Below are 20,387 nucleotides of genomic sequence, written 5' to 3'. Positions count from 1 at the left end.
CCATGCTGCAGCGGTCCAATACTCGAATCGCATACAACTATCTATCGATCCATCGCGGAGACACATGGGACCCGGCAACCGACCCCTGGACCTGGAATGGCTGGAGGATTTCCTAGCTCTGGCCGAGACGGGCAATTTCTCGCGCGCGGCGGAGGCCCGCGCCATTGCCCAGCCCGCCTTCAGCCGCCATATCCGCGCACTGGAAGACTGGGTGGGCGTGGAGCTGTTCGACCGCAGTGCCCATCCTGCGGCGCTCACGGCGGCAGGCCAGCGCTTTCTGCCGCTGCTCGAAACCATCCTGGCCAATCTGGAGGCCGCGCGCATCAAGGCCCGCGCTGCACACGACCTGGCGGCTGCCAGTCTGCGCTTTGCGGCCACGCACGTGCTCTCGCTCACGTTTTTTCCGCGCTGGCTGGTGGGCATGGAGGCGCGCCTGCGGCTGGGGCCCATCCAGACCATGTCCGACAGCTCGCAGGCCTGCGAAGACCTGATGCTCCAGCGGCGTGTGCAGTTTGTGCTGTGCCATGGCCACGCCGAGGTGCCGGGGCGCCTGGACGAGGCGCAGTACCCCATGTGCCGCCTGGCGGACGACCGGCTGCTGCCAGTCAGTGCGCCACAGCCCGGCGGCGCAGCAGGCCAGCCGATGCATGCGCTGGGCCAGCAGGCCCCGGTGCCCGTGCTGGCCTACAGCGAGGCGTCGGGCCTGGGCCGCATCATGCGGGCCCGCATGCGCGGGGTGTTCGCTGACGGTGCTGACGGCCCGGTGGCGGTGGTGTTCACCGCGCACCACGCGGTGTTGCTCAAGACTCTTGCCCAGGAAGGGCGGGGCGTGGCCTGGCTGCCCGAAAGCCTGATTGCCGACGAGTTGCGCGCCGGCACGCTGGTGGCTGCCGGGGGCGCCGACTGGAACGTGCCGGTGCAGATCCGCCTGTACCGCCAGCGTGCCGAGATGTCGCCGGTGGCCGAGTCCTTGTGGGAACTGGCGGTGGCGCAGGTGGCACCGCTGGCCTGAGCGCTTGCCGTTCCCCTGGCTGGCAGCCGATTCTTAAAGGCCCAGGTCGCTCAGCCCCGGATGGTCGTCCGGTCGGCGCCCCAGCGGCCAGAAGAACAGCCGGTCTGCGGCCTGGATGGGGCGGTCGTTGATGCTGGCGTGGCGCACGGCCATCAGGCCTGCGTCGTTGAACTCCCAGTTCTCGTTGCCGTAGCTGCGGTACCACTGGCCTGCGTCGTCATGCCATTCGTAGGCAAACCGCACGGCGATGCGGTGGCCGCTGAACGCCCACAGCTCCTTGATGAGGCGGTAGTCCAGTTCGCGTGCCCACTTGCGCTCCAGCAGCTGCCGGGCGGCCTCGCGGCCCACGGGGAACTCGGCGCGGTTGCGCCAGCGCGTGTCCTCGGTGTAGGCCAGGGCCACGCGGGCAGGGTCGCGCGAGTTCCAGCCGTCTTCGGCCAGGCGCACTTTCTGGACGGCGGTGTGTTGGGTAAAGGGGGGCAAAGGCGGGCGTGTTTCCATGGGAACCTCGACGGTGAAGGGTTGATGTAGACAGATCTGTCTACGTGCCATCATAAAGCCATGTAGACAGACTTGTCTACAATGAGCGAATGACCTTTGATCCTCTCCCTGTCGGCTGGCAAGACCTGCCCGCCCGAGACCGCCTGCTGCACACGGCGCACGCGCTGTTCTACCGGGATGGCATCCGCGCCACGGGCATCGACCGGGTGATTGCGGAGTCTGGCGTGACCAAGGTGACCTTCTACCGGCATTTCCCGAGCAAGAATGCGCTCATCTGTGCGTATCTGGAGTACCGGCACGCGGGCTGGATGGGCTGGTTCGCCGACGCGCTGCAGCGCCATGCGCACGCGCTGCCCTCAGGGGCGGATCGCACGCGGGCATTGGCGCCTGCCCTGGCGGAATGGTTGGGCAGCAAGCACTTTCGGGGCTGTGCCTTCATCAACAGCGTGAGCGAGCTGGGAGACACCGTGCCGGAGGTGCTGGAGATTGCGCAGCGCCACAAGCGCGACATGACGGCGTTGCTGGCTGCCTTGTTGCCAGCGCCTTCCCACCGTGCGCAGGACGCGCAGGCGCTCACCCTGGTGGTGGAGGGCGCCATCGTGCGTGCGCAGATGGGCGAACCTGTCGCCGCGGTGGTGGCCGCAGTGTCCCGCCTGACGGATGCGCTGGTTGCGCCTCCTCAGCGCAAGGGGTGAGCCTGTCGGTCGATAGGAAAGATGGGAACGTTTCTGGCGGCCACCCGCATGGTCAGTCCAGCCGTGCGCCTTGTGTGGCACCGTGGCGGGTGCGCTGGTCGTACTGCTTCTCGCGTGCCACGTGGTCCTGCAGCAGCCGGTGGCCCAGGGCATTGGCTTCGCGCTCCAGCGTGGCGCAGTCGGACGCTGCGGGCATCTGGCGGATGGCCTGGTCAATGGCCTGCGCTGCGTCGCGCCCGATCTGCACATGGCCTTGCTCGTGGTGGGACAGCGCCTGCACATACCGGTCAAAAACCGCCTGCTGCGCCGGGCTGGCGGCCTGCAGGTCGGGCAGCTGCACTTCGGTGCGCAGCCGGGTGTTGACTTCGGTGATCGCACAGCGGCCCGAGGCTTCGCGCCACCAGCGGAAGGTCCAGCGCACGTTCCAGCGGGTGTAGCCATGAAAGCGCTGTCCACCCACCGAAATGGGGGTTGCAGCATGCAGGGCATCGCGCAGTGTCTCTCCGGGCTGGGCGCGCACCACGTAGGGCCGCTGGGTGCTTTCTTCCTCCACGGCCGCGTGTGCCCCACCCGCAGACAGCAGCAAGGCCACCACCCACCCGAGACGCACGCAGGGTGGTGGCTCTTGCAACGCAGATGCGTTCAGTCGCCCCACGGCAGCATCAGCGTGAGCAGCGACAGCTGGTCAAACTCGGGCGCAAAGGCATCAATGATCTGCTGCGGCTCGGGGCACAGGGTGGTGTCGGTGATCACGCCAAACTGTACGCCGCCGCCGTAGCTGAGGATGGAGACCCCCAGGCCGATGTCACCCGACTGCGGCACCCAGAACATGCACTGCGTGACGCGTGCACCGCACAGCGTGAGCTGCTCCTTGGGGCCGGGCACGTTGGTCATCACCGCCGTGGTCTTGCGGCCAAACAGGTTGAGCAGTGCGTCCTGTGCGGGCTTGATCATCAGGCCTGCCACGGCGAGCATGGCAAACGCCAGGATGGGCTGGGTGCTGCCTTTGAGCGCATTCATGCGCTTGCGCACTTCGTACACGCGCTCGACAGGGTTGGCCACGCCAATCGGCAGCACCAGCGGCACCAAGCCAAAGCGGTTGCCCAGCTTCCAGGCCTCTTCCATGGGGCGCAGATTCACCGGGATCATGGCGCGGATCTCCTGGCCCGTAGGGTCGTCCCCCTGGCTGCGCAGGTAGCCGCCGATGGCGCCCGCCACACACGACAGCAGCACATCGTTGATGGAGCAGTTGAGTGCTTTGCCAATGGCCTTGACCTCTTCGAGCGGAATCGGCGGGCACCAGGCCACACGCTTGGCGCTGCCGGGCTGGCCTTTCAGGCGCGTGGGGGAGTCGTCAGGCATCAGCGCCAATGCCGCCGCATCGCTGACGAGCTGGTAGGCCATGCGGGCCATGTCCATGGTGCCGGTCAGCCCGTGGTGCATGGCCTTTTCCGGGTCTCCCAGCATCTGCAACGACTTGGCGGCGCTGTCGCCCGCCAGGTCCAGGGCCTTGACGGTGAGGCCGGTGAAGGGCTTGATGAGTGCGTCGGCGATCCAGTCCTCGGCGGTGGCGGCTTCCTTGTCTGCCCGCGCCTTGCGCTTGGGGGGCTCCGAGCCGCCGTCCACCAGCGACATGGTCACCGAGATGAGTGCAATGCCGTCGGCAATGCAGTGGTGGATGCGCACGATGAGCGCGCTGCCTTTCGCGCCGTCATCACCCACAAAGTCTTCGATCAGGTGCATTTGCCACAGCGGGCGGCGTGTATCGAGCGGCTGCATGGCGAGCTCGCCCACGCGGTCCTGTAGTGCGCGCTGCATGCTGTGGCCTGTGCGGTGGGGCAGCTTTTCGCGCAGCACATGCGCAGCGATGTCGAAGTTGCGGTCCTCCACCCAGGTGGCGCCTGCGGCATCTTCCACCACCCGCTGGCGAAAGCGCGGGTACTGCAGCAGGCGCTGCTGTACGCGTTCGCACAAGGCCTCCCAGGTGATGCCGGGTGACAGGGTCCACACGCCGTTGATCATCATCAGGTTGCTGTGCGAATCCATGCGCAGCCAGGCGGTATCGACCTTGCTCATGCGTTCGCCCGACAGGCCCAGCATGCCGGTGGCCGCGCGGCGCACGTTCTTCTGCACCACGGTGGCGGCCTTGCGGGCTGCGGGGGGCAGGGCCTGGGCGGCCTTGCGTGCCACCTCAGGCGCCTGGTCGCGCATGGTGCGCAGGGGGCTCGTGCTGCGGCCGGGGGCAGCTTTGCGGGGGGCTGGAATGCGGGTCACCATCAGATGTACACCTATTGTTTGATTTTTGGGGGCTTGCCTCTATGGATTGAGCGGCCCCGGGCCGTGCTCAGCCCGTAAGATACAACGCAGCAAACCCTTGCCGACACCGTTCTTTCCCTCCCCCCACACATCCCAAGGAGCACACCGACATGGCCGACCTCAATGCCACCTTCGAAGCCGCCGTGGCCAATTCCAAGAACCTGAGCGAGCGTCCCGACAACGCCACGCTGCTCAAGATCTACGCGCTGTACAAGCAAGCCACCGCCGGCGACAACACCGAGAAGAAGCCCAGCTTCTCCGACATGGTGGGCCGTGCCAAGTGGGACGCCTGGGAAAAGCTCAAGGGCACGGGTGCCGACGAGGCCAAGCAACTGTATGTGGACCTGATCACCTCGCTGAGCTGATACGGCGGTGACCCCCCAAAGAAAAAGGCGACCTTGGTCGCCTTTTTCTTTGGGGGCAGAGGCGCCTAACGCTGGACCCACCCCTTGGGCAGCCCGGCTTCCGGCGTCATGCCGTAGACCGCCTCGCCCGGCAGCCCCGCCTGCAGCGGCACGCGGGCGGCCATCAGGCGCTCCAGGTCCACCCCCGTGGCAATGCCCATGGCTTCGAACATGAACACCAGGTCTTCGGTCACCACGTTGCCCGATGCGCCTGGTGCATAGGGGCAACCGCCCAGGCCGCCCAGCGACGCATCAAAGGTGCGCACGCCTACGTCGTAGGCCGCTAGGCAGTTGGCCAGCCCCAGCCCGCGGGTGTTGTGCATGTGGGCAGCACCGGCCTTGGCACCCAGCTCGGCGCGCAGGCGCGTGAACAGGCGGCGCACCTGCGCCGGGTTGGCCATGCCGGTGGTGTCCGACAGGCCCACCTCGTCGGAACCGGCCTCGGCGCACAAGACTGCGAGCCAGATCACATCGTCCTCGGGCACCACGCCCTGCAGCGTGCAGCCAAAGGCGGTGGACAACCCCACCTCCACCAGCACGCCGGGCGCTAACTCATCACGCAGCTGTGCCACGGCGCGCACCTCCTCGACCATGGACTCGCGCGTCTTGCGCACATTGGCCAGCGAATGGGCAGCACTGGCCGATACCGGCAGGGTGACCTTGTGCACCCCTGCTGCCAGCGCCGCCTCGGCGCCGCGCAGGTTGGGGGCCAGGGCCATCACGGTGATGCCAGGGTGGGTGAGCGCGTGCTGCACCACTTCGGCCACATCGGCCATCTGGGGCAGCAGGCGGGCGGGCACGAAGGAGCCGACTTCGATCTCGCGCAGGCCGGCCGCCACCAGGGCGTCGATCCAGCGCAACTTGTCGGCCGTGGACATGGTGGCTTTGACGGACTGCAGGCCATCGCGCGGGCCGACTTCGCTGATGAGTACTTGGGGTTGCGTCATGGTGCTGGACGGAGGATGCCGCCGAGGATAGCGCGCTGGCGCTGCCAGAAGGTGCTCTGGGGGTTTTGAACAAAGTGGCAATTTGTGATGCCATACCGGCAAACAGCCCAGCAATATGCAGCAGATTGGGCGATTCCCATTGTTTTGGCACTTCGGGACACTGCTTGGAGCCGTATCCATTCCCATTCGGAGACAAGCGCCATGCCCTCACACCATCCTTTTTCCACCCGCTACCTCAGTGCCACCGATGTCATCGACATGGTGCAGCGCAAGGGCGTCGAGGCCTGCCTGCGCGGCGTTGCCGACTACATCCTGGCCGACTTTCTGCGCTGGGGCGCGTTCGACAAATCCGCACGTGTGGCCAGCCACTCGCGCGACGGCGTGATCGAACTCATGCCCATTGCCGATGACCAGACCTATGCGTTCAAGTACGTCAACGGCCATCCCAAGAACACGCGCTGGGGCCTGCCTACGGTGATGGCGTTTGGCGTGCTGGCCGATGTGGCCACCGGCGCGCCGCTGCTGCTGAGCGAACTCACGCTCACCACCGCCCTGCGCACCGCCGCCATGTCGGCCGTGGCCGCCCGCGCCCTGGCGCGGCCTGACAGCCGCACCATGGCGCTGATCGGCAACGGCGCCCAAAGCGAGTTCCAGGCGCTGGCGTTTCACCACCTGCTGGGCATCACCACGCTGCGGCTGTTCGATACCGACCCGGCCGCCACCGCCAAGCTGCAGGCTAACCTGCAAGGCACAGGCCTGCGCACCGTGGCCTGCAACAGCACGGCCGAGGCCGTGCGCGGCGCCGACGTTGTGACCACGGTCACGGCCGACAAGACCAACGCCACCATCCTCACGCCCGGCATGCTGGCGATCGGCATGCACATCAACGCCGTGGGGGGCGACTGCCCCGGCAAGACCGAGCTGCATGCCGACGTGCTGCGCCAGGCCCAGGTGTTTGTGGAATACGCGCCGCAGACGCGCATTGAAGGCGACATCCAGCAGCTGCCTGCCGACTTTGGCGTGACCGAGCTGTGGGAAGTGCTGGCAGGCCAACACACCGGCCGGGCCAGCGATGCCGCAATAACGGTGTTTGACTCCGTAGGCTTTGCGCTGGAGGACTTTTCTGCGCTGCGCTTCTTGCGCGATACGGCCGCCGAGCTGGGCATGGGCCAGCCCATCGAACTCATCCCCCAGCTGTCAGACCCCAAGAACCTGTTTGGGCTGCTGCGCACGCACAACCCCCTGCTGCGCGCTGTGGCCTGACGCCTGTCCGGTCACCCCTTCTCAGTCCCTCCAGACCACGCTGCTGGCGGAGTCGGCGCGTGTGGTGCGGAAATGGTTGGCCGGGTGGGCCGGGTCCGCCATGCCAAAGGAGATGCCGCAGACGATGCTGCGGTCGTCGCCAATGCCCAGCACCTCGCGCAGCACGCCGGGGTAGGACGCCAGCGCCGCCTGTGCGATGGAGCCCACGCCCAGGCTGTGCGCGGCCAGCATGAAGTTGCTCACATAGGCGCCACAGTCCACCGCACCATAGACGCCCAGTGCCTCGTCGCTGGTGACGATGGCCACATGCGGTGCGCCGAACATCGTGAAGTTCTGCGCCGCTTGGCGGGCCGAGGCTTCGCGGTCACCCTTGGCAATGCCCAGGGCTTCGTACAGGCCCCAGCCGCATTCGCGCCGCCGTTCCTGGTACACGCCCCGGTATTCGCGGGGCCAGGGCAGGTCGGGATTGGGGGCTGCGGTGGTCACGTGCGACTGCAGTGCGCTGCGCAGGCGCTCCAGCGTGGCGCCGCTGGCTATGGTGAGCTGCCAGGGCTGCGCGTTGCACCACGATGCTGTGCGCTGCGCGGTGGCCCGGATGGCTTCGATGGTGCCGCGCGGCAACGGCTCGGGCAGAAAAGCGCGGCAGCTGTAGCGGGTGTGGAGCAGCGTGGAGAGGGTGTCAAACGCCGGGCTGTGGGCGGCGGTCTCGCTCGCGGTGGATGTCATGGCGGTGGCTAGGCCTTCTTGGCCTTGGTGGCAGGCTTGGCCGCTGCCTTGGGGGCCGGCTTGTCAGCATCCGCGTCTGCCGCCGCTTTCTTCTTGTCGGCCGCTGGCTTCTTGGCACTGGGGTGCGGTGCATTGAGCAGTGCATCCAGCTGTTCGCCAATCTCGGCCTCGATGCGGTCCTTGAACGCGCCGAACAGAAAGCCGAGCTGTGCCTTCATCTCGAACTGGTGCGCATCCACCAGCAGCGTGCCCTTGACGCCCGAGCGGGTGAAGGTGAGCAGGTCTTCCTTGTCGCCCTCTTCGTAGGTGCATTCCATGTCGAATTTTTCTTCGGCCTTCTCGGCCCAGGAGAAGGCGACCTTGCGGGCTTCCTTGAAACCCAGGTGGTGTTCGCGGTGGATATGAATGTCAGGCACCGGCTGTCTCCTTGAGGTGTTGGGGGTCAGGTAAAAGGGCGCGCAGTGTGTCGTGCCGCTCGGGCTGGGGCTGCTGCGTCAGTTGTCGTACGGCATCATAAAACCGGGGCCAGTTGCGCCCCTCGCGTTCAAACAAGGCCTCGAACGCGGGCACCAGTTCGTCGTAGGCGGCCTGGGCGGCAAAACTGGCGTTGTTGGCCTGGGCCACCCAGCGGTCGTAGCCCGCCACCTGGGCTGTGGTGGCTCGGGGGGGCGTCCCGCCGGGCGCGTCCAGCCAGCGTGCGCGCAGTGCGGCATAGTCGTCGCGAAATGCTTGCATTGCTTCTCTTTTCATAGCAATTAAGGCATGATCTTCTAGCGCTTGAAGCTCCTTTTGCTCATAAATGGCCGCCAGGCGGGTGCGCGTGGCCCGGGTGAGCATGCGGAAGGCGCTGCGCCGCGCTTCGCTGGTGGCGTAGGCCTCGCGCGCGGCGGGCGTGGACTGCGTGGCCAGCCACCGCGCCACGCCAATGCGTTCCACCGCCGTGGCAAAGGATTCGTTGAACAAGGTGTCGTTCTCGGCATAGACCACCTGGTGCGCCAGCTCGTGGAACAGCAGGCGCACAAAGTCGCCCTCGGGCCAGGCGATGAAGGTGGACAGCAGCGGGTCGCCGCCCGCCCAGTTCATGTAGCCCAGCGTGGAGTAGGCGGGCACGCCGTACACCTCCACCTCCAGGCCCTGTGCGGCCAGCTCGGCGGCCTCGGCCTGTGCCGCAGCCTCGGTGAAATAGCCCCGGTAGCCGATGCAGCCCGTGACCGGAAAGCACCAGGTGTGTAGCGTCAGCGAATAGGGCGGCGCGGCGACCACATTCCACACGGCGGCGGGGCGCTTCAGGTCGGCATAGCGGCGGTAGCTGGCGTTGTCGGGCAGGCCGAGTTCCGCCACCGCAAAAGCCCGCGCACGTTGCGCCAGCTGCAGCTGCTCGCGCAGGGCGGGCGAGATGTCCTTGCGCGCCACCCATTCGTCAATCGGTTCTGCGGCATGCATGATCTGCATGTGCCCGCGCAGCGATTGCCAGTAGTAGCCCAGCGCGTTGGAGGGACCGGTGGTGCTGGCGCAGCCGACCAGCACCAGGCAAAACATCAGGCTGCAAGTGGCCCGCAGGCGGGAAAGTGGCTGGCGCATGCAGCGCAGTTTATGGGCAGATTGAACCCTTTGCGCTCGCCCTGTCAGCAGCCTGGCTGTTGCGCTTTCTAGAATGCCGCGCATGATCCCTTTGACCGCTCCCGATCCTGCTGGCCCACCCGCACTGGCCGACGGCCTGTTTGCTGACGAAGCCGGTTGCCCGCGCTGCACTTGGTGCCAGTCCACGCCGCTGTACCGCCACTACCACGACACCGAGTGGGGCTTTCCAGTGGCCGACGACCGCAGGCTGTTCGAGAAGATCTGCCTGGAGGGTTTTCAATCGGGCCTGAGCTGGCTCACCATCCTGAACAAGCGCGAGGGCTTTCGTGCCGCGTTCGCGAACTTCGACGCCGAGCAGGTCGCGGCCTTCGGCCCGGCCGAGGTCGAGCGCCTGGTGCAGGACGCGGCCATCGTGCGCCACCGCGGAAAGATCGAGTCCACCATCAACAATGCGCACCGCGTGCTGGAGCTGCGGCGCGAGTTTGGTTCGCTCGCGCACTACGCTTGGCGCTACGAGCCCGCTGCCACCGACCGGCCCGAGCGCCTCACGCGCGAGGTGGCGCGCACCCTGTCCACGTCGCCCGCGTCGATTGCCATGTCCAAGGACCTCAAGAAACGTGGCTGGAGTTTTGTGGGCCCCACCACGGTGTACGCCTTCATGCAGGCGATGGGGCTGGTCAATGACCACCTGGAAGGCTGCCACTCGCGCCCCGCAGCGCTCGCTGCGCGCAAGGCGTTTGTGGTGCCGCGCGGTTGATCATTCAGGCCCGCGCCACGGGACGCAGCAGCCACAGCGCTCCCAACGCGGCCAGCCCCAGCATTGTGGTGAGCCACAGGGCCGCTGCCCCGGCGCGGTCCAGCAGCATGCCAAACAGCACCGGCGCAAATGCCTGCGCTACGCGGGCGGGCACCATCATCAGGCCCTGGCGCGCGCCGTAGCCTGCTGGCCCAAACAGCACCAGTGGCAGCGTGCCCTTGGCAATGGTCAGGATGCCGTTGCCTGCCCCGTGCAGCACGGTGAACACCGCTGCCGCAGGCCCGCCCAGTACCATCAGCAGGCCCGCGCCCACAGGGTGTGCGGCGGCAGCCAGCTGGGCCGATAGCAGCGGGTGCAGGCGGCGCAGAAAACCAAACTCCAGCAGGCGTGCCGCCACCTGCGCCGGGCCCACCAGCGCGGCCAGTGCCACTGCCGCCTGCAGCGACGTACCACTGGCCTGCAGCAGGCGCGGCAGGTGGGCTGCCATGGCGGTGCTGGCGAACCAGGTGACCGCAAACACAAAGGACAGCAGCACGGTGGTGCGCAGCGGGTGGGCTGGAGTGGGCGGGGCGGATACGGCCGGTTCTGTGGTGGGCGCTGCGATGGCGTCCGTCGATGGTTCGGTGGCCTTTTCTGCGGCGTCGGCGCGCGGCAGCCAGCCATTGAGCGGCACGCCCACCAGCAAGTGCAATGCGGCCCAGCCCGCGCACGCGCCGCGCCAACCCCACTGCACCTCCATCCAGGCCGACAGCGGCCAGCCCACGGTGCTGGCAAACCCCGCGATCAGCGTGATGCCGGTGATGGCGCTGCGCGCGCCCTGGCCGTACAGCCGCACCAGCGTGGCAAACGCCGCCTCGTACAGGCCCGACCCCATGGCCACGCCCATCAACACCCACGCGGCAAACAGGCCCACCGGGCCTTGCGCCAGGGCCATGCCCACCAGAGCAGCTGCAAACAACAGGTTGGTGCCCACCAGCACCGGGCGGCCGCCATGGCGGTCGATGGCCCGGCCCGCGAAAGGCCCGAGCAGCGCCGACACGATGAGCGCCACGGAAAACGCCGCGAACACCGTGGGGGTGGCCACACCCAGGTCGCGCGCCATGGGCGCGGCCAGCATGGCAGGCAGGTAGTAGGACGAGGCCCAGGCCAGCGTCTGGGCCGTGCCCAGGCGCGCCACGGTCCAGCGTTGCGAGGCGGCGCTCATGCCGCGCGGTGGGCCATGGTGGGGGCGCGCGAGGTTGCCTCAGACACGCTGGCCCTGCGCGTTGATGACGACTTCGCCATCTTCCTTGGTGAAGGCGCTCTGCTGGGGGGCGGGCAGGATGTCGAGCACCTTCTCGGACGGGCGGCACAGCCGCGTGCCCAGGGGCGTGACCACGATGGGGCGGTTGATGAGGATGGGGTGCTGCAGCATCGCGTCGATGAGCTGCGCGTCGGTGACGCCCGGTGCGTCCAGTTGCAGCTCGGTGAAGATCGCCTCCTTGGTGCGCACGGCGTTGATCACCGGCTCGCCGGTCGCTGCAATCAGCGCTACCAGCGTGGCACGGTCGGACGGGGTCTTGAGGTATTCGATGACCTCGGGCTCCACGCCGCTGTTGCGGATCATGGCGAGGGTGTTGCGGGACGTGCCGCACTTGGGGTTGTGATAAATCGTGATGGCGGTCATGGCGTGCTGGAAAGTACGGAAACAATGGGCGAAAGTTTGCCACTGCGCTGGGGCCAACCCGGCAAATTTTCCAAAGCATTCAGCAGCCGCAGGCCCGCATCGCCCAGCGCTCCGTCGTTGTGCACCTCCAGGCTGGCCGCGCCCGGCGGCGGGCTGTAGGCCAGCGCGCGCTGCACGCGGGCCTCCACCTCTTCGCGCGTCTCGCGGCCCCGCGCCTGCAGACGTTCGCGCAGCACCTGCGGGCTGGCAGTGATGTGCACAGCCACCAGGTCCGGGAAGCGCGCCAGGGCCTCGGGCAGGTAGGCGCGCGAGCCATTGAGCAGCACCCAGTGACCCTGCGCCAGCGGCGCCAGTTGCGCATGCCGCACGCCGTAACCCAGGCCGTTGGCCTGCCAGTGCAGGGCAAAGGCGTGGTCGCTGCACAGCGCAAAAAACGTTTGGGGCGAAACGCTTTCATGCACTTCGCCGGCAGACGTCGCGGCACGGCTGATGGTGCGCTGCGCCCAGTGCACGGGGCACGGGGTGGGCAGGTGTGTCCGTAACCAGTTCAGCAGGCTGTCCTTACCCGCACCCGAGGGGCCCATGCAGTAAATCAGTCTGCCGGTGGTCATGCGCCCATCTCCAGGTGGTCCAGCAGCACAAAGTCCGCGCCGGGCGCAGGCTCTGCGAACAAGGCCAGGCTGTTGAACTTCAGGGTCGGCAGGTCCGAGAAGAACTCCTGCGCGGCCTCGAACACCAGCGCCTGCGTTGGCGGGTCCACCTGCGCCAGACTGCCGGTGAGCGACATGTGAAAGCGGAACTCGTCCAGCACAAAGGGGTAGCCCCATTGCTGCAGCAGCGCGTCCTGCCGGGCAGTGAGCCCCGCCGAGCGGCGCCGGGCGAGGTCGGCGTCGGACAAGGGTGCGGCCAAGGGCTGCAGCGCCGTCACGCAGGTGGCGGCGGTCTCCTGGATCTGCGCATTGGCGGGGTGCAACGCCGGGGGCACCAGTGCCAGAAAGTCGTCGATGCGTTGCACCTGCAGGGGCGGCAGCACAAAGGGTTGCAGCCCGCGCGCCACGGACTGCACGGCCTGGTGCAGCGTGATCCAGTCGGTGCCGGGCGCCAGTGCAAACGGCGCCTTGAGCGTGGCGTGCCAGCCGTAGCGGCGGGGCGCTGCGGTCAGGCGGTGCAGGTCGTCCGCCGCCACGCCGTCGATGGCGAGCTGCTGCAGCGGCTGCAGCAGCGCAGCGCAGCGCCCCAGCCAGTGGCTGCCGGCGAGCCAGCCCAGGCTGCCCGGGTTGGGTGCGAAATAGACCGCATAGCGGTGGTGGGTGGGAGGCATGTCAGGCGTGTTCATCGTGGTCAATGGTCAGTTTCACGCGGTCGCCCGCAAACCAGGCGCGCGCCCATTCGATGGGCGTGCCTGCCAGGTCCACGTTCAGGCTCTCTACCTGCAGCACGGGGCGTGACGTGGGCTGGCGCAACTGGGCGGCCACTTCGGCGCTCGGCAGCTCGGCGGTGATGCGGCTTTCGCGGCGCGTGTAGTCGGCCACGCCGTGGGCGGTGAAGCCTGCGGTGATGGAGCCCGTTTCGCGCACCACGGCCGCCAGGTTTTCGAAGCGGGGCAGGGGAAAGTAGCGCTCGCTGATGTGCAGGGGCTGGCCCTCGGCGTCGCCCCGCACGCGCAGCGCCAGCAGCGGGCTGCGCGCGGGCACTTGCAGCGCCTTCGCCAGCGCCGCCGTGGCGCGCGTGGTCTGGGCCTGCAGCACCAACAGGCTGCCGCGCAGACCGGCCTGTGCCAGGCCCTGCTGGTGGCGCGTGCGCTTGCCCAGCACCAGGTCCACCGCAAAGTCTTCCACATAGGTGCCACTGCCCTGTGTGATGCGCACCAGCCCCTGGCTGCACAGGCTGGCGAGCGAGCGGCGGATGGTGTGGCGGTTCACGCCGAACTGCTCAGCCAGCGCGTGTTCCGAGGGCAGTCGCTGGCCTGGCGGATAGACACCACTGCCGATGGCCTCGGCCAGCTCGGCGGCAATGCGCGTCCAGAAGCTGTCGCGCGCAGGGCGCAGTGGTGGTGCTTGCGGGACCTGCAACGGGGTCGTGAGAGAGGTGGTGCTGGCTGTCATGAAACCTACATGCGCGCTCTTTAAGCTGGCGCCAGTTGTTCAATTTGTCTATACAACTTTCAGGGTACCACTTCCATGTTTCAAGCCTTTGACAACCCGGGACCGGGCCGCCCCCTGGGCCGCGCGCAGTGGATGGCGCTGCTGGCCCGGGCGCCGCTGGGGCTGCTCGAATCTGCCTTGCACGAGCATGCCACGCGCCCCGCGCGCTGGCTGCGTGCGCCAGAGACCGGCCTGATGATGGTGCAGGGCCGCGCCGGTGGCACGGGCGAGCGCTTCAACCTGGGCGAGGTCACCGTCACCCGCTGCGCGCTGCGCGTGGCCGACGCATCGGACGCCGCCGAGGCCACTGTGGGCGTGGCCTACGTGCTGGGCCGGTCGCACCGCCAGGTGCAGCTGGCGGCCCTGGCCGATGCGCTGCTGCAAGACCCTGTTCAGCAACCGGTGCTGGACGCACAACTGCTCGACCCCATCCGCAACCACCTGCGCAATACGCAGGCTGAGCGCCAGGCGCGGGCTGCCAGCACCAAGGTGGACTTTTTCACCGTGGCGCGCGAGAGCGGTGCCGACAACGACGAGGACACCGAATGAGCACGACCCCCTTGGCATCGCTGGGTGCCGGATTCTCGAACGAAGCCTTTGGCAGCCAGGCGGTGTTCCGCGCGGTGCTGCAGGCGCTGTCGCACCCCGGCCGCACGGTGGCGGTAGAACACGACGCGCAAGCTCCTGCCGTGGGGCATGCCGCATCGGCTGCCGTGCTGCTGGCGCTGCTCGACAGCGACTGCACGTTGTGGCTCTCGCCCAAGCTGGCAGCCAGTGATGCCGGTGCCTGGCTGCGCTTTCACACAGGCTGTACTTTGGTGGCCGACGCCGCGCAAGCCCGTTTTGTGTGGGTGGCGCAGGGTGATGCGCTGCCTGCCCTGAACCGTCTGGCCCTGGGCACCGACATCTACCCCGACCAGTCAGTGACTTGCGTGGTCGATGTACCGCGTGCCGCCGCCACCACGGCGGACGCAAGTGAGGCATGGCACTTGCGCGGCCCTGGCATCCAGGAGGTTGCGGACTTGCAGGTGGATGGCTTGCCTGAGGACTTCGAGGCCCAGTGGGCGGCCAACCATGGGGTGTTTCCACGCGGTGTGGATCTGCTGCTGGCCACTGCGGACCACATCGTGGGCCTGCCCCGCACCACGCGGGCGACGCGCAGCGCCACTGCCGTTCAGGAGGCCTGAGCATGTACGTAGCCGTCAAAGGCGGAGAAGCCGCCATTCTCAACAGCTACCAGCTGCTGACGCGCCAGCGCCGGGGCGATGTAGCACAGCCCGAACTCTCGGTAGCGCAGATCCGCCAGCAGCTCAAGCTGGCGGTGGACCGCGTCATGACCGAGGGATCGGTGTACGACCCCGAGCTGGCGGCACTGGCCATCAAGCAGGCAGCAGGCGACCTCGTGGAAGCCATCTTTTTGCTGCGCGCCTACCGCGCCACGCTGCCGCGCCTGGGCACCACCTGCCCGCTGGACACCAGCCGCATGGCGCTGGACCGCCGCATCTCCGCCACCTTCAAGGACCTGCCGGGCGGCCAGGTGTTGGGCCCCACCTATGACTACACGCAGCGCCTGCTGGACTTCAAGCTGCTGGCCGAGGGTCCTGGTATGGAGTCTGCGGGCACTGCCGCAGCGCCATCCGCAACAGCGCCAAGCCCCACGCCGCGCGTAGTGGACCTGCTCAACCAGGAAGGCCTGATCGAGACCCGCCCCGTGCCCCCGGGCGACCCGGCGCCCACAGACCTGACCCGTGAGCCACTGCGCTTCCCCGCCAACCGCGCCACGCGCCTGCAAAACCTGGCGCGCGGGGACGAGGGCTTCTTGCTCGCCATGGCGTATTCCACGCAGCGCGGCTATTCGCACTCGCACCCGTTTGTGGGCGAGGTGCGCCTGGGCACGGTGGCGGTGGAGATCGAACCCGAAGAGCTGGGCTTTGCCATCGACATCGGCGACATCGAGATCACCGAATGCGAAATGGTGAACCAGTTTGCGGGCAGCAAGAGCCAGCCGCCGCAGTTCACGCGCGGCTACGGCCTGGCGTTTGGCCACAGCGAGCGCAAGGCGATGGCCATGGGCCTGGTGGATCGCGCCCTGCGTGCGGATGAGTTGGGCGAACCCGTCGAGTCCCCCGCGCAGATGCAGGAGTTTGTGCTGGGCCACAGCGACAGCCTCGAAGCCTCGGGCTTCGTGCAGCACCTGAAGCTGCCGCACTACGTGGACTTCCAGTCCGAGCTGGAGCTGGTGCGCAAGATGCGCGCCGCTGCCGCCCACCCCACAACCACCGCCGAGGAGGATGCCGCATGAACGCGCCCCTGGAACCCGCCGTGATGGGCCTGCCCGCCGACGCCGCACCAGTGGACGGCCACTTCAACTTTGCCTACCTGGACGAGCGCACCAAGCGCATGATCCGCCGCGCCATCTTGAAGGCCGTGGCCATCCCCGGTTACCAGGTGCCCTTTGGCTCGCGCGAGATGCCGCTGCCCTATGGCTGGGGCACGGGCGGCATCCAGGTCACCGCGTCCATCATCGGCCCGCAGGACTGCCTCAAGGTCATCGACCAGGGTTCGGACGACACCGTCAACGCGGTCAACATCCGCCGCTTCTTCGAGCGCACCACGGCCGTGGCGACCACCACCCGCACGCGCGAGGCCACGCTGATCCAGACGCGCCACCGCATCCCCGAGACGCCGCTGGCCGAAGGCCAGGTCATCGTCTACCAGGTGCCCGTGCCCGAGCCCATGCAGCGCCTGGAGCCGCGCGAGACCGAGACACGCACCCTGCACGGCCTGGCCGAGTACGGGCTCATGCACGTCAAGCTCTACGAAGACATCGCACGCTATGGCCACATCGCCACCACCTACGACTACCCCGTGCTGGTCAACGGCCGCTATGTGATGGCGCCGTCGCCCATCCCCAAGTTCGACAACCCCAAGATGCACATGAACCCCGCGCTGCAGCTGTTTGGTGCGGGCCGCGAAAAGCGCATCTACGCCGTGCCGCCCTATACGCCGGTGGAGAGCCTGGGTTTTGAGGACCACCCGTTCGAGGTGCAGCGCTGGGATGCTGCCTGCGCGCTGTGTGGTGCCACCGACAGCTTTCTGGACGAGGTCATCACCGACGACCAGGGCGGGCGCATGCATGTCTGTTCCGATTCGGACTACTGCCAGGAGCGCCAGGCGCAGCAGGCCGAAACGGCGCGCGTGGAAGGCGGCGCCGCATGAGCACCGTGCACATCCGCGAAGCCCGGCAGGCAGACCTGGAGAGCGTGCTGGCGCTGTATGCCGCCATTGAAGACAGCCCGGCCGACGTGCTGACCCTGGAAGAAGCCCAGGCCGTGTGGGCCCAGTTCGCCCGCTACCCCTGCTACCGCCTGTGGGTGGCCTGCGACCCCTCGCAGCACGGCGCCGTGGTGGGCACCTATGCGCTGCTCGTCATGCACAACCTGGCGCACCGGGGCACGCCCTCGGCCATCGTGGAAGACGTGGTGGTGGCACAGGACCAGCAGGGCCGAGGCATTGGCCGCCAGATGATGGCCCACGCCATGCAGCAGGCGCGCGACGCGGGCTGCTACAAGCTCGCGCTCTCGTCCAACGCCCGCCGAAAGGGCGCGCATGCCTTCTATGAATCCCTGGGCTTTGCGCAGCATGGCCTGAGCTTTGTTGTCGAGACCCTCACATGAATCACCCCGAACCTTCTGCGCCGCTGCTCAGCGTGCGCAACGTCAGCAAGCGCTATGGCGACCGCGTGGTGCTGCAAGGCGCGTCCTTTGACCTGTGGCCCGGCGAGGTGCTGGCCGTGGTGGGCGAGTCGGGCTCCGGCAAGTCCACGCTGCTCAACGCCATTGCGGCACGCAGCGCCCCGGACGAAGGCACAGTGCAGTTCCGCCAGCGCAGCGGCGAGCTGCAGGACATCTATGCCATGACCGAAGCACAGCAGCGCCTGCTGGCGCGCACCGACTGGGGGTTTGTGCACCAGAACGCGGCGGATGGCTTGCGCATGGATGTATCGGCTGGTGCCAACGTGGGCGAGCGGCTGATGGGCCTGGGCGAGCGCCACTACGGAAAGCTGCGTGCTACGGCCACCGAATGGCTGCAGCGCGTGGAGATCGATGCCGCGCGCATCGACGACGCACCGCGCACGTTTTCGGGCGGCATGCGCCAGCGCCTGCAGATTGCGCGCAACCTCGTCACCCAGCCCCGCCTGGTGTTCATGGACGAACCCACCTCGGGCCTGGATGTGTCGGTGCAGGCGCGCTTGCTGGACCTGCTGCGCCAGCTCACGCGGCAGATGCAGTTGGCGGCCATTGTGGTCACGCACGACCTGGCCGTGGCACGCCTGCTGGCCCACCGCATGGTGGTCATGCAACGCGGCCGCGTGGTCGAAGCGGGCCTGACCGACCAGGTGCTCGACGACCCGCAACACCCCTACACCCAGCTCCTCGTTTCTTCGGTACTGCAGCCATGAACCAGCCACCTTCCATTGCGCCCATTCTCCAGATGCAAGGGGTGGCCAAGCGCTTCACCCTGCACCACCAGAACGGCATTGAACTGCCCGTGCTCGCCCACGTGGACCTGGCCGTGCAGCCGGGTGAATGTGTGGTGCTGGACGGACCCTCGGGCATGGGCAAGAGCACGCTGCTCAAGATGATCTACGCCAACTACCGGGTCAATGCGGGGCGCATCACCGTGCGCTCGGCCGATGGCGCCGTAGTGGATGTGACGCAGGCCACGCCGCGTGCGCTGGTGCAGTTGCGGCGCGACACCGTGGGTTATGTGAGCCAGTTCCTGCGGGTCATCCCCCGTGTGTCGGCGTTGGACGTGGTGGCCGAGCCACTGGCGGAAGACGCCGGCGACGACCCAGCGGGCATCGAGGCTGCACGCGAGACCGCCCGGCAGTGGCTGACCCGCCTGCGCATCCCCGAGCGGCTGTGGCACCTTCCGCCCGCCACCTTCTCGGGCGGGGAGCAGCAGCGCATCAACATTGCCCGCAACATGATCAAGCCCAAGCCGTTGCTGTTGCTGGACGAGCCCACCGCATCGCTCGATGCAGCCAACACCGAGACCGTGATCGCCATGATCCGCGAGGCGGTGGCGCGCGGGGCGGCCTTGGTGGGCATTTTTCATGACGCACAGGTCGGCACTGCCGTGGCCACGCGCCGCGTGAACGTGGGTGACTTCCAGGGAGCATCGGCATGAATGCAACCGTGTTCAAGAACGCCCGCATGGTGCTGCCAGGCGAAGTGGTGTTGGGCAGCCTGCACGTGGATGGCGGGCGCATTGCGTCGCTGGACAGCGGGGCCACCTCAGCTTTGCGAGGCATCGACCTGAGGGGCGACTACCTGCTGCCCGGGCTGGTCGAAATCCACACCGACAACTTTGAGCGCCACCTGATGCCGCGCCCCAAGGTGCAATGGGCCGAAATGCCCGCACTGCTGGCGCACGACGCCGAGATTGCGGCCGCAGGCATCACGACGGTGCTCGACGCGCTGGGCGTGGGCGAGGCCGACGTGGACAGCCTGCGCGGCAGCGCCTGGAACCGCGTGCTCGACACTATCGATACCTGCACCGAGCGCAACCTGCTGCGGGCCGACCACCACCTGCATGTGCGCTGCGAGCTGCCTGCGCCCAACACCATCGACCTGTTCGAGCCGTTCCACGGGCACCCGCGCCTGTCGTTGATCTCACTGATGGACCACACCCCAGGTCAGCGCCAGTGGGAGAACATCGAGCAGGCGCGCACCTACTACACCGGCAAGAAGGGCTGGAGCGCCGAGAAATTCGAGCGCCAGGTGGCGCACGCTGCCACGCTGCAGGCGCAGTACGCCGAGCCACACCGTGCGTACTTTGTGGATTACTGCCGCACGCACGGCATCTCGCTGGCCAGCCACGACGACACCACGGTGGCCCATGTGGAGCAGGCCCATGCCGAAGGGGCCGCGATGTCGGAGTTCCCGACCACACTGGCTGCAGCCCAGGCCGCGCACGAACGTGGCTTGCTCACCGTGATGGGCGGGCCCAACGTGGTGCGCGGTGGTTCGCATTCGGGCAACGTGGCGGCGGCCGACCTGGCGCGCAGGGGGCTCTTGGACATCCTCTCGTCCGACTATGTGCCCGGCAGTCTGCTGAGCGCGGTGATGCGGCTGGTGCAGGACGACATCCTGCCTTTACCACAGGCTGTGGCCACCGTCACCCACAACCCGGCCAAGGCGGCGGGCATGCTGGACCGGGGCGCGCTGGCGCCCGGCCTGCGCGCCGACCTGGTGCAGGTGCACATGGCCGAGCTGCCTGATGGCGGTCGCCAGGCCGTGGTGCGTGGGGTGTGGCGCGAAGGGCAGCGCGTCCTGTAGAGCGCGTGCAGGTCGTTTCCTGACATCCAAA

The 20,387-nt window shown here is 67.7% G+C and carries 25 protein-coding genes; 13 read left to right on the top strand and 12 right to left on the bottom strand.

Features of this window, described 5'->3' with window-relative positions:
• Nucleotides 1–64: 64 nt before the first annotated feature.
• On the top strand, nt 65–1,012 hold the full coding sequence (locus tag IB236_RS12345; protein WP_192420999.1) for a LysR family transcriptional regulator: 948 nt from the start codon (nt 65–67) through the stop codon (nt 1,010–1,012).
• A gap of 33 nt (nt 1,013–1,045) precedes the next feature.
• Here the strand turns inward: IB236_RS12345 and IB236_RS12340 are convergent, their stop codons facing one another.
• Entirely contained in the window at nt 1,046–1,513 is a 468-nt protein-coding gene (locus IB236_RS12340) for a nuclear transport factor 2 family protein (protein ID WP_056059789.1), read from the bottom strand.
• Between the two features lie 89 nt (nt 1,514–1,602).
• Here IB236_RS12340 and IB236_RS12335 point away from each other — a divergent pair, with 89 nt between their 5' ends.
• On the top strand, nt 1,603–2,208 hold the full coding sequence (locus tag IB236_RS12335) for a TetR/AcrR family transcriptional regulator (RefSeq protein WP_192420998.1): 606 nt from the start codon (nt 1,603–1,605) through the stop codon (nt 2,206–2,208).
• Between the two features lie 52 nt (nt 2,209–2,260).
• On the opposite strand, the gene IB236_RS12330 is transcribed toward IB236_RS12335, so the two are convergent.
• Nucleotides 2,261–2,818 carry a DUF922 domain-containing protein gene (locus IB236_RS12330; protein ID WP_192420997.1) on the bottom strand — a complete coding sequence of 186 codons (558 nt, stop codon included), beginning with the start codon at nt 2,816–2,818 and terminating at the stop codon, nt 2,261–2,263.
• A 32-nt stretch (nt 2,819–2,850) separates the two neighbouring features.
• Entirely contained in the window at nt 2,851–4,485 is a 1,635-nt protein-coding gene (locus IB236_RS12325; protein WP_192420996.1) for a wax ester/triacylglycerol synthase family O-acyltransferase, read from the bottom strand.
• A 149-nt stretch (nt 4,486–4,634) separates the two neighbouring features.
• Here IB236_RS12325 and IB236_RS12320 point away from each other — a divergent pair, with 149 nt between their 5' ends.
• Nucleotides 4,635–4,889: an acyl-CoA-binding protein gene (locus IB236_RS12320; protein ID WP_056745710.1), complete on the top strand. Its 255-nt coding sequence runs from the start codon at nt 4,635–4,637 to the stop codon at nt 4,887–4,889.
• Nucleotides 4,890–4,954: 65 nt separating this feature from the next.
• Here the strand turns inward: IB236_RS12320 and IB236_RS12315 are convergent, their stop codons facing one another.
• Nucleotides 4,955–5,875 carry a hydroxymethylglutaryl-CoA lyase gene (locus tag IB236_RS12315; RefSeq protein ID WP_192420995.1) on the bottom strand — a complete coding sequence of 307 codons (921 nt, stop codon included), beginning with the start codon at nt 5,873–5,875 and terminating at the stop codon, nt 4,955–4,957.
• 201 nt (nt 5,876–6,076) lie between these two features.
• Between IB236_RS12315 and IB236_RS12310 the strand changes: the two genes are divergently transcribed.
• Nucleotides 6,077–7,138, top strand: a complete 1,062-nt coding sequence (locus IB236_RS12310) for an ornithine cyclodeaminase (RefSeq protein WP_192420994.1) — start codon at nt 6,077–6,079, stop codon at nt 7,136–7,138.
• A 21-nt stretch (nt 7,139–7,159) separates the two neighbouring features.
• On the opposite strand, the gene IB236_RS12305 is transcribed toward IB236_RS12310, so the two are convergent.
• From IB236_RS12305 to IB236_RS12295, 3 genes are read right to left on the bottom strand one after another with little or no spacing between them, the layout of a single operon-like run.
• On the bottom strand, nt 7,160–7,864 hold the full coding sequence (locus IB236_RS12305; RefSeq protein WP_192420993.1) for a nitroreductase: 705 nt from the start codon (nt 7,862–7,864) through the stop codon (nt 7,160–7,162).
• An 8-nt stretch (nt 7,865–7,872) separates the two neighbouring features.
• The gene (locus IB236_RS12300; RefSeq protein ID WP_192420992.1) at nt 7,873–8,280 is read right to left on the bottom strand and encodes a polyhydroxyalkanoic acid system family protein; all 408 of its coding nucleotides are present in this window, start codon (nt 8,278–8,280) and stop codon (nt 7,873–7,875) included.
• A complete protein-coding gene (locus tag IB236_RS12295; RefSeq protein ID WP_192420991.1) occupies nt 8,273–9,445 on the bottom strand; it encodes an aminopeptidase in 1,173 nt (390 codons plus the stop codon). Before IB236_RS12295 ends, IB236_RS12300 begins: the two co-directional genes overlap by 8 nt.
• 82 nt (nt 9,446–9,527) lie before the next feature.
• On the opposite strand from IB236_RS12295, the gene IB236_RS12290 reads away from it, so the two are divergent.
• Entirely contained in the window at nt 9,528–10,202 is a 675-nt protein-coding gene (locus tag IB236_RS12290) for a DNA-3-methyladenine glycosylase I (protein WP_192420990.1), read from the top strand.
• Between the two features lie 4 nt (nt 10,203–10,206).
• Here the strand turns inward: IB236_RS12290 and IB236_RS12285 are convergent, their stop codons facing one another.
• Genes IB236_RS12285 through phnF form a run of 5 tightly spaced genes read right to left on the bottom strand, consistent with a single transcriptional unit; the run spans nt 10,207 to nt 13,973 of the window.
• On the bottom strand, nt 10,207–11,406 hold the full coding sequence (locus tag IB236_RS12285; RefSeq protein ID WP_108498747.1) for an MFS transporter: 1,200 nt from the start codon (nt 11,404–11,406) through the stop codon (nt 10,207–10,209).
• Nucleotides 11,407–11,445: 39 nt separating this feature from the next.
• Entirely contained in the window at nt 11,446–11,868 is a 423-nt protein-coding gene (arsC, locus tag IB236_RS12280; protein ID WP_192420989.1) for an arsenate reductase (glutaredoxin), read from the bottom strand.
• The gene (phnN, locus tag IB236_RS12275) at nt 11,865–12,479 is read right to left on the bottom strand and encodes a phosphonate metabolism protein/1,5-bisphosphokinase (PRPP-forming) PhnN (RefSeq protein ID WP_108498745.1); all 615 of its coding nucleotides are present in this window, start codon (nt 12,477–12,479) and stop codon (nt 11,865–11,867) included. The genes arsC and phnN overlap by 4 nt, the downstream gene beginning before the upstream one ends.
• A complete protein-coding gene (locus IB236_RS12270) occupies nt 12,476–13,204 on the bottom strand; it encodes a DUF1045 domain-containing protein (protein ID WP_192420988.1) in 729 nt (242 codons plus the stop codon). Before IB236_RS12270 ends, phnN begins: the two co-directional genes overlap by 4 nt.
• Nucleotides 13,191–13,973, bottom strand: a complete 783-nt coding sequence (gene phnF, locus IB236_RS12265) for a phosphonate metabolism transcriptional regulator PhnF (protein ID WP_055396997.1) — start codon at nt 13,971–13,973, stop codon at nt 13,191–13,193. Before phnF ends, IB236_RS12270 begins: the two co-directional genes overlap by 14 nt.
• Nucleotides 13,974–14,048: 75 nt before the next feature.
• On the opposite strand from phnF, the gene phnG reads away from it, so the two are divergent.
• From phnG to IB236_RS12225, 8 genes are read left to right on the top strand one after another with little or no spacing between them, the layout of a single operon-like run.
• A complete protein-coding gene (gene phnG, locus IB236_RS12260; RefSeq protein WP_192420987.1) occupies nt 14,049–14,561 on the top strand; it encodes a phosphonate C-P lyase system protein PhnG in 513 nt (170 codons plus the stop codon).
• Nucleotides 14,558–15,199: a phosphonate C-P lyase system protein PhnH gene (gene phnH / locus IB236_RS12255; protein ID WP_192420986.1), complete on the top strand. Its 642-nt coding sequence runs from the start codon at nt 14,558–14,560 to the stop codon at nt 15,197–15,199. The genes phnG and phnH overlap by 4 nt, the downstream gene beginning before the upstream one ends.
• A gap of 2 nt (nt 15,200–15,201) precedes the next feature.
• Nucleotides 15,202–16,314 (top strand): carbon-phosphorus lyase complex subunit PhnI, encoded by a 1,113-nt coding sequence (locus IB236_RS12250; protein ID WP_192420985.1) that lies wholly within the window; start codon nt 15,202–15,204, stop codon nt 16,312–16,314.
• Nucleotides 16,311–17,231, top strand: coding sequence for an alpha-D-ribose 1-methylphosphonate 5-phosphate C-P-lyase PhnJ (locus tag IB236_RS12245; RefSeq protein WP_304503414.1), 921 nt, complete (start codon nt 16,311–16,313; stop codon nt 17,229–17,231). Before IB236_RS12250 ends, IB236_RS12245 begins: the two co-directional genes overlap by 4 nt.
• Nucleotides 17,228–17,689, top strand: coding sequence for a GNAT family N-acetyltransferase (locus tag IB236_RS12240; protein WP_192420984.1), 462 nt, complete (start codon nt 17,228–17,230; stop codon nt 17,687–17,689). The genes IB236_RS12245 and IB236_RS12240 overlap by 4 nt, the downstream gene beginning before the upstream one ends.
• Nucleotides 17,686–18,474, top strand: coding sequence for a phosphonate C-P lyase system protein PhnK (gene phnK / locus IB236_RS12235; protein WP_192420983.1), 789 nt, complete (start codon nt 17,686–17,688; stop codon nt 18,472–18,474). The genes IB236_RS12240 and phnK overlap by 4 nt, the downstream gene beginning before the upstream one ends.
• On the top strand, nt 18,471–19,205 hold the full coding sequence (gene phnL / locus IB236_RS12230) for a phosphonate C-P lyase system protein PhnL (protein WP_192420982.1): 735 nt from the start codon (nt 18,471–18,473) through the stop codon (nt 19,203–19,205). The genes phnK and phnL overlap by 4 nt, the downstream gene beginning before the upstream one ends.
• Nucleotides 19,202–20,356, top strand: a complete 1,155-nt coding sequence (locus IB236_RS12225; protein WP_192420981.1) for an alpha-D-ribose 1-methylphosphonate 5-triphosphate diphosphatase — start codon at nt 19,202–19,204, stop codon at nt 20,354–20,356. The genes phnL and IB236_RS12225 overlap by 4 nt, the downstream gene beginning before the upstream one ends.
• The last annotated feature ends 31 nt before the right edge of the window (nt 20,357–20,387 follow it).

This window comes from Acidovorax sp. ACV02, assembly GCF_014851475.1.
GTDB lineage: Bacteria > Pseudomonadota > Gammaproteobacteria > Burkholderiales > Burkholderiaceae_C > Acidovorax > Acidovorax delafieldii.
The sequence above is the reverse complement of the archived record's forward strand: the minus strand, read 5'-3'. Positions and strand labels throughout refer to the sequence as shown.

Excerpts from the sequence above, each read along its gene's own strand:
- IB236_RS12225 (WP_192420981.1), top strand. The coding sequence starts at position 19,202 with ATGAATGCAACCGTGTTCAAGAACGCCCGCATGGTGCTGCCAGGCGAA.
- IB236_RS12345 (WP_192420999.1), top strand. The coding sequence starts at position 65 with ATGGGACCCGGCAACCGACCCCTGGACCTGGAATGGCTGGAGGATTTC.
- IB236_RS12305 (WP_192420993.1), bottom strand. The coding sequence starts at position 7,864 with ATGACATCCACCGCGAGCGAGACCGCCGCCCACAGCCCGGCGTTTGAC.
- phnG (WP_192420987.1), top strand. The coding sequence starts at position 14,049 with ATGTTTCAAGCCTTTGACAACCCGGGACCGGGCCGCCCCCTGGGCCGC.
- IB236_RS12335 (WP_192420998.1), top strand. The coding sequence starts at position 1,603 with ATGACCTTTGATCCTCTCCCTGTCGGCTGGCAAGACCTGCCCGCCCGA.
- phnH (WP_192420986.1), top strand. The coding sequence starts at position 14,558 with ATGAGCACGACCCCCTTGGCATCGCTGGGTGCCGGATTCTCGAACGAA.
- IB236_RS12240 (WP_192420984.1), top strand. The coding sequence starts at position 17,228 with ATGAGCACCGTGCACATCCGCGAAGCCCGGCAGGCAGACCTGGAGAGC.
- IB236_RS12250 (WP_192420985.1), top strand. The coding sequence starts at position 15,202 with ATGTACGTAGCCGTCAAAGGCGGAGAAGCCGCCATTCTCAACAGCTAC.
- IB236_RS12285 (WP_108498747.1), bottom strand. The coding sequence starts at position 11,406 with ATGAGCGCCGCCTCGCAACGCTGGACCGTGGCGCGCCTGGGCACGGCC.
- IB236_RS12270 (WP_192420988.1), bottom strand. The coding sequence starts at position 13,204 with ATGAACACGCCTGACATGCCTCCCACCCACCACCGCTATGCGGTCTAT.
- phnL (WP_192420982.1), top strand. The coding sequence starts at position 18,471 with ATGAACCAGCCACCTTCCATTGCGCCCATTCTCCAGATGCAAGGGGTG.
- phnN (WP_108498745.1), bottom strand. The coding sequence starts at position 12,479 with ATGACCACCGGCAGACTGATTTACTGCATGGGCCCCTCGGGTGCGGGT.
- IB236_RS12290 (WP_192420990.1), top strand. The coding sequence starts at position 9,528 with ATGATCCCTTTGACCGCTCCCGATCCTGCTGGCCCACCCGCACTGGCC.
- IB236_RS12310 (WP_192420994.1), top strand. The coding sequence starts at position 6,077 with ATGCCCTCACACCATCCTTTTTCCACCCGCTACCTCAGTGCCACCGAT.
- IB236_RS12325 (WP_192420996.1), bottom strand. The coding sequence starts at position 4,485 with ATGGTGACCCGCATTCCAGCCCCCCGCAAAGCTGCCCCCGGCCGCAGC.
- IB236_RS12340 (WP_056059789.1), bottom strand. The coding sequence starts at position 1,513 with ATGGAAACACGCCCGCCTTTGCCCCCCTTTACCCAACACACCGCCGTC.
- arsC (WP_192420989.1), bottom strand. The coding sequence starts at position 11,868 with ATGACCGCCATCACGATTTATCACAACCCCAAGTGCGGCACGTCCCGC.
- IB236_RS12315 (WP_192420995.1), bottom strand. The coding sequence starts at position 5,875 with ATGACGCAACCCCAAGTACTCATCAGCGAAGTCGGCCCGCGCGATGGC.
- IB236_RS12295 (WP_192420991.1), bottom strand. The coding sequence starts at position 9,445 with ATGCGCCAGCCACTTTCCCGCCTGCGGGCCACTTGCAGCCTGATGTTT.
- IB236_RS12245 (WP_304503414.1), top strand. The coding sequence starts at position 16,311 with ATGAACGCGCCCCTGGAACCCGCCGTGATGGGCCTGCCCGCCGACGCC.
- phnF (WP_055396997.1), bottom strand. The coding sequence starts at position 13,973 with ATGACAGCCAGCACCACCTCTCTCACGACCCCGTTGCAGGTCCCGCAA.
- phnK (WP_192420983.1), top strand. The coding sequence starts at position 17,686 with ATGAATCACCCCGAACCTTCTGCGCCGCTGCTCAGCGTGCGCAACGTC.
- IB236_RS12320 (WP_056745710.1), top strand. The coding sequence starts at position 4,635 with ATGGCCGACCTCAATGCCACCTTCGAAGCCGCCGTGGCCAATTCCAAG.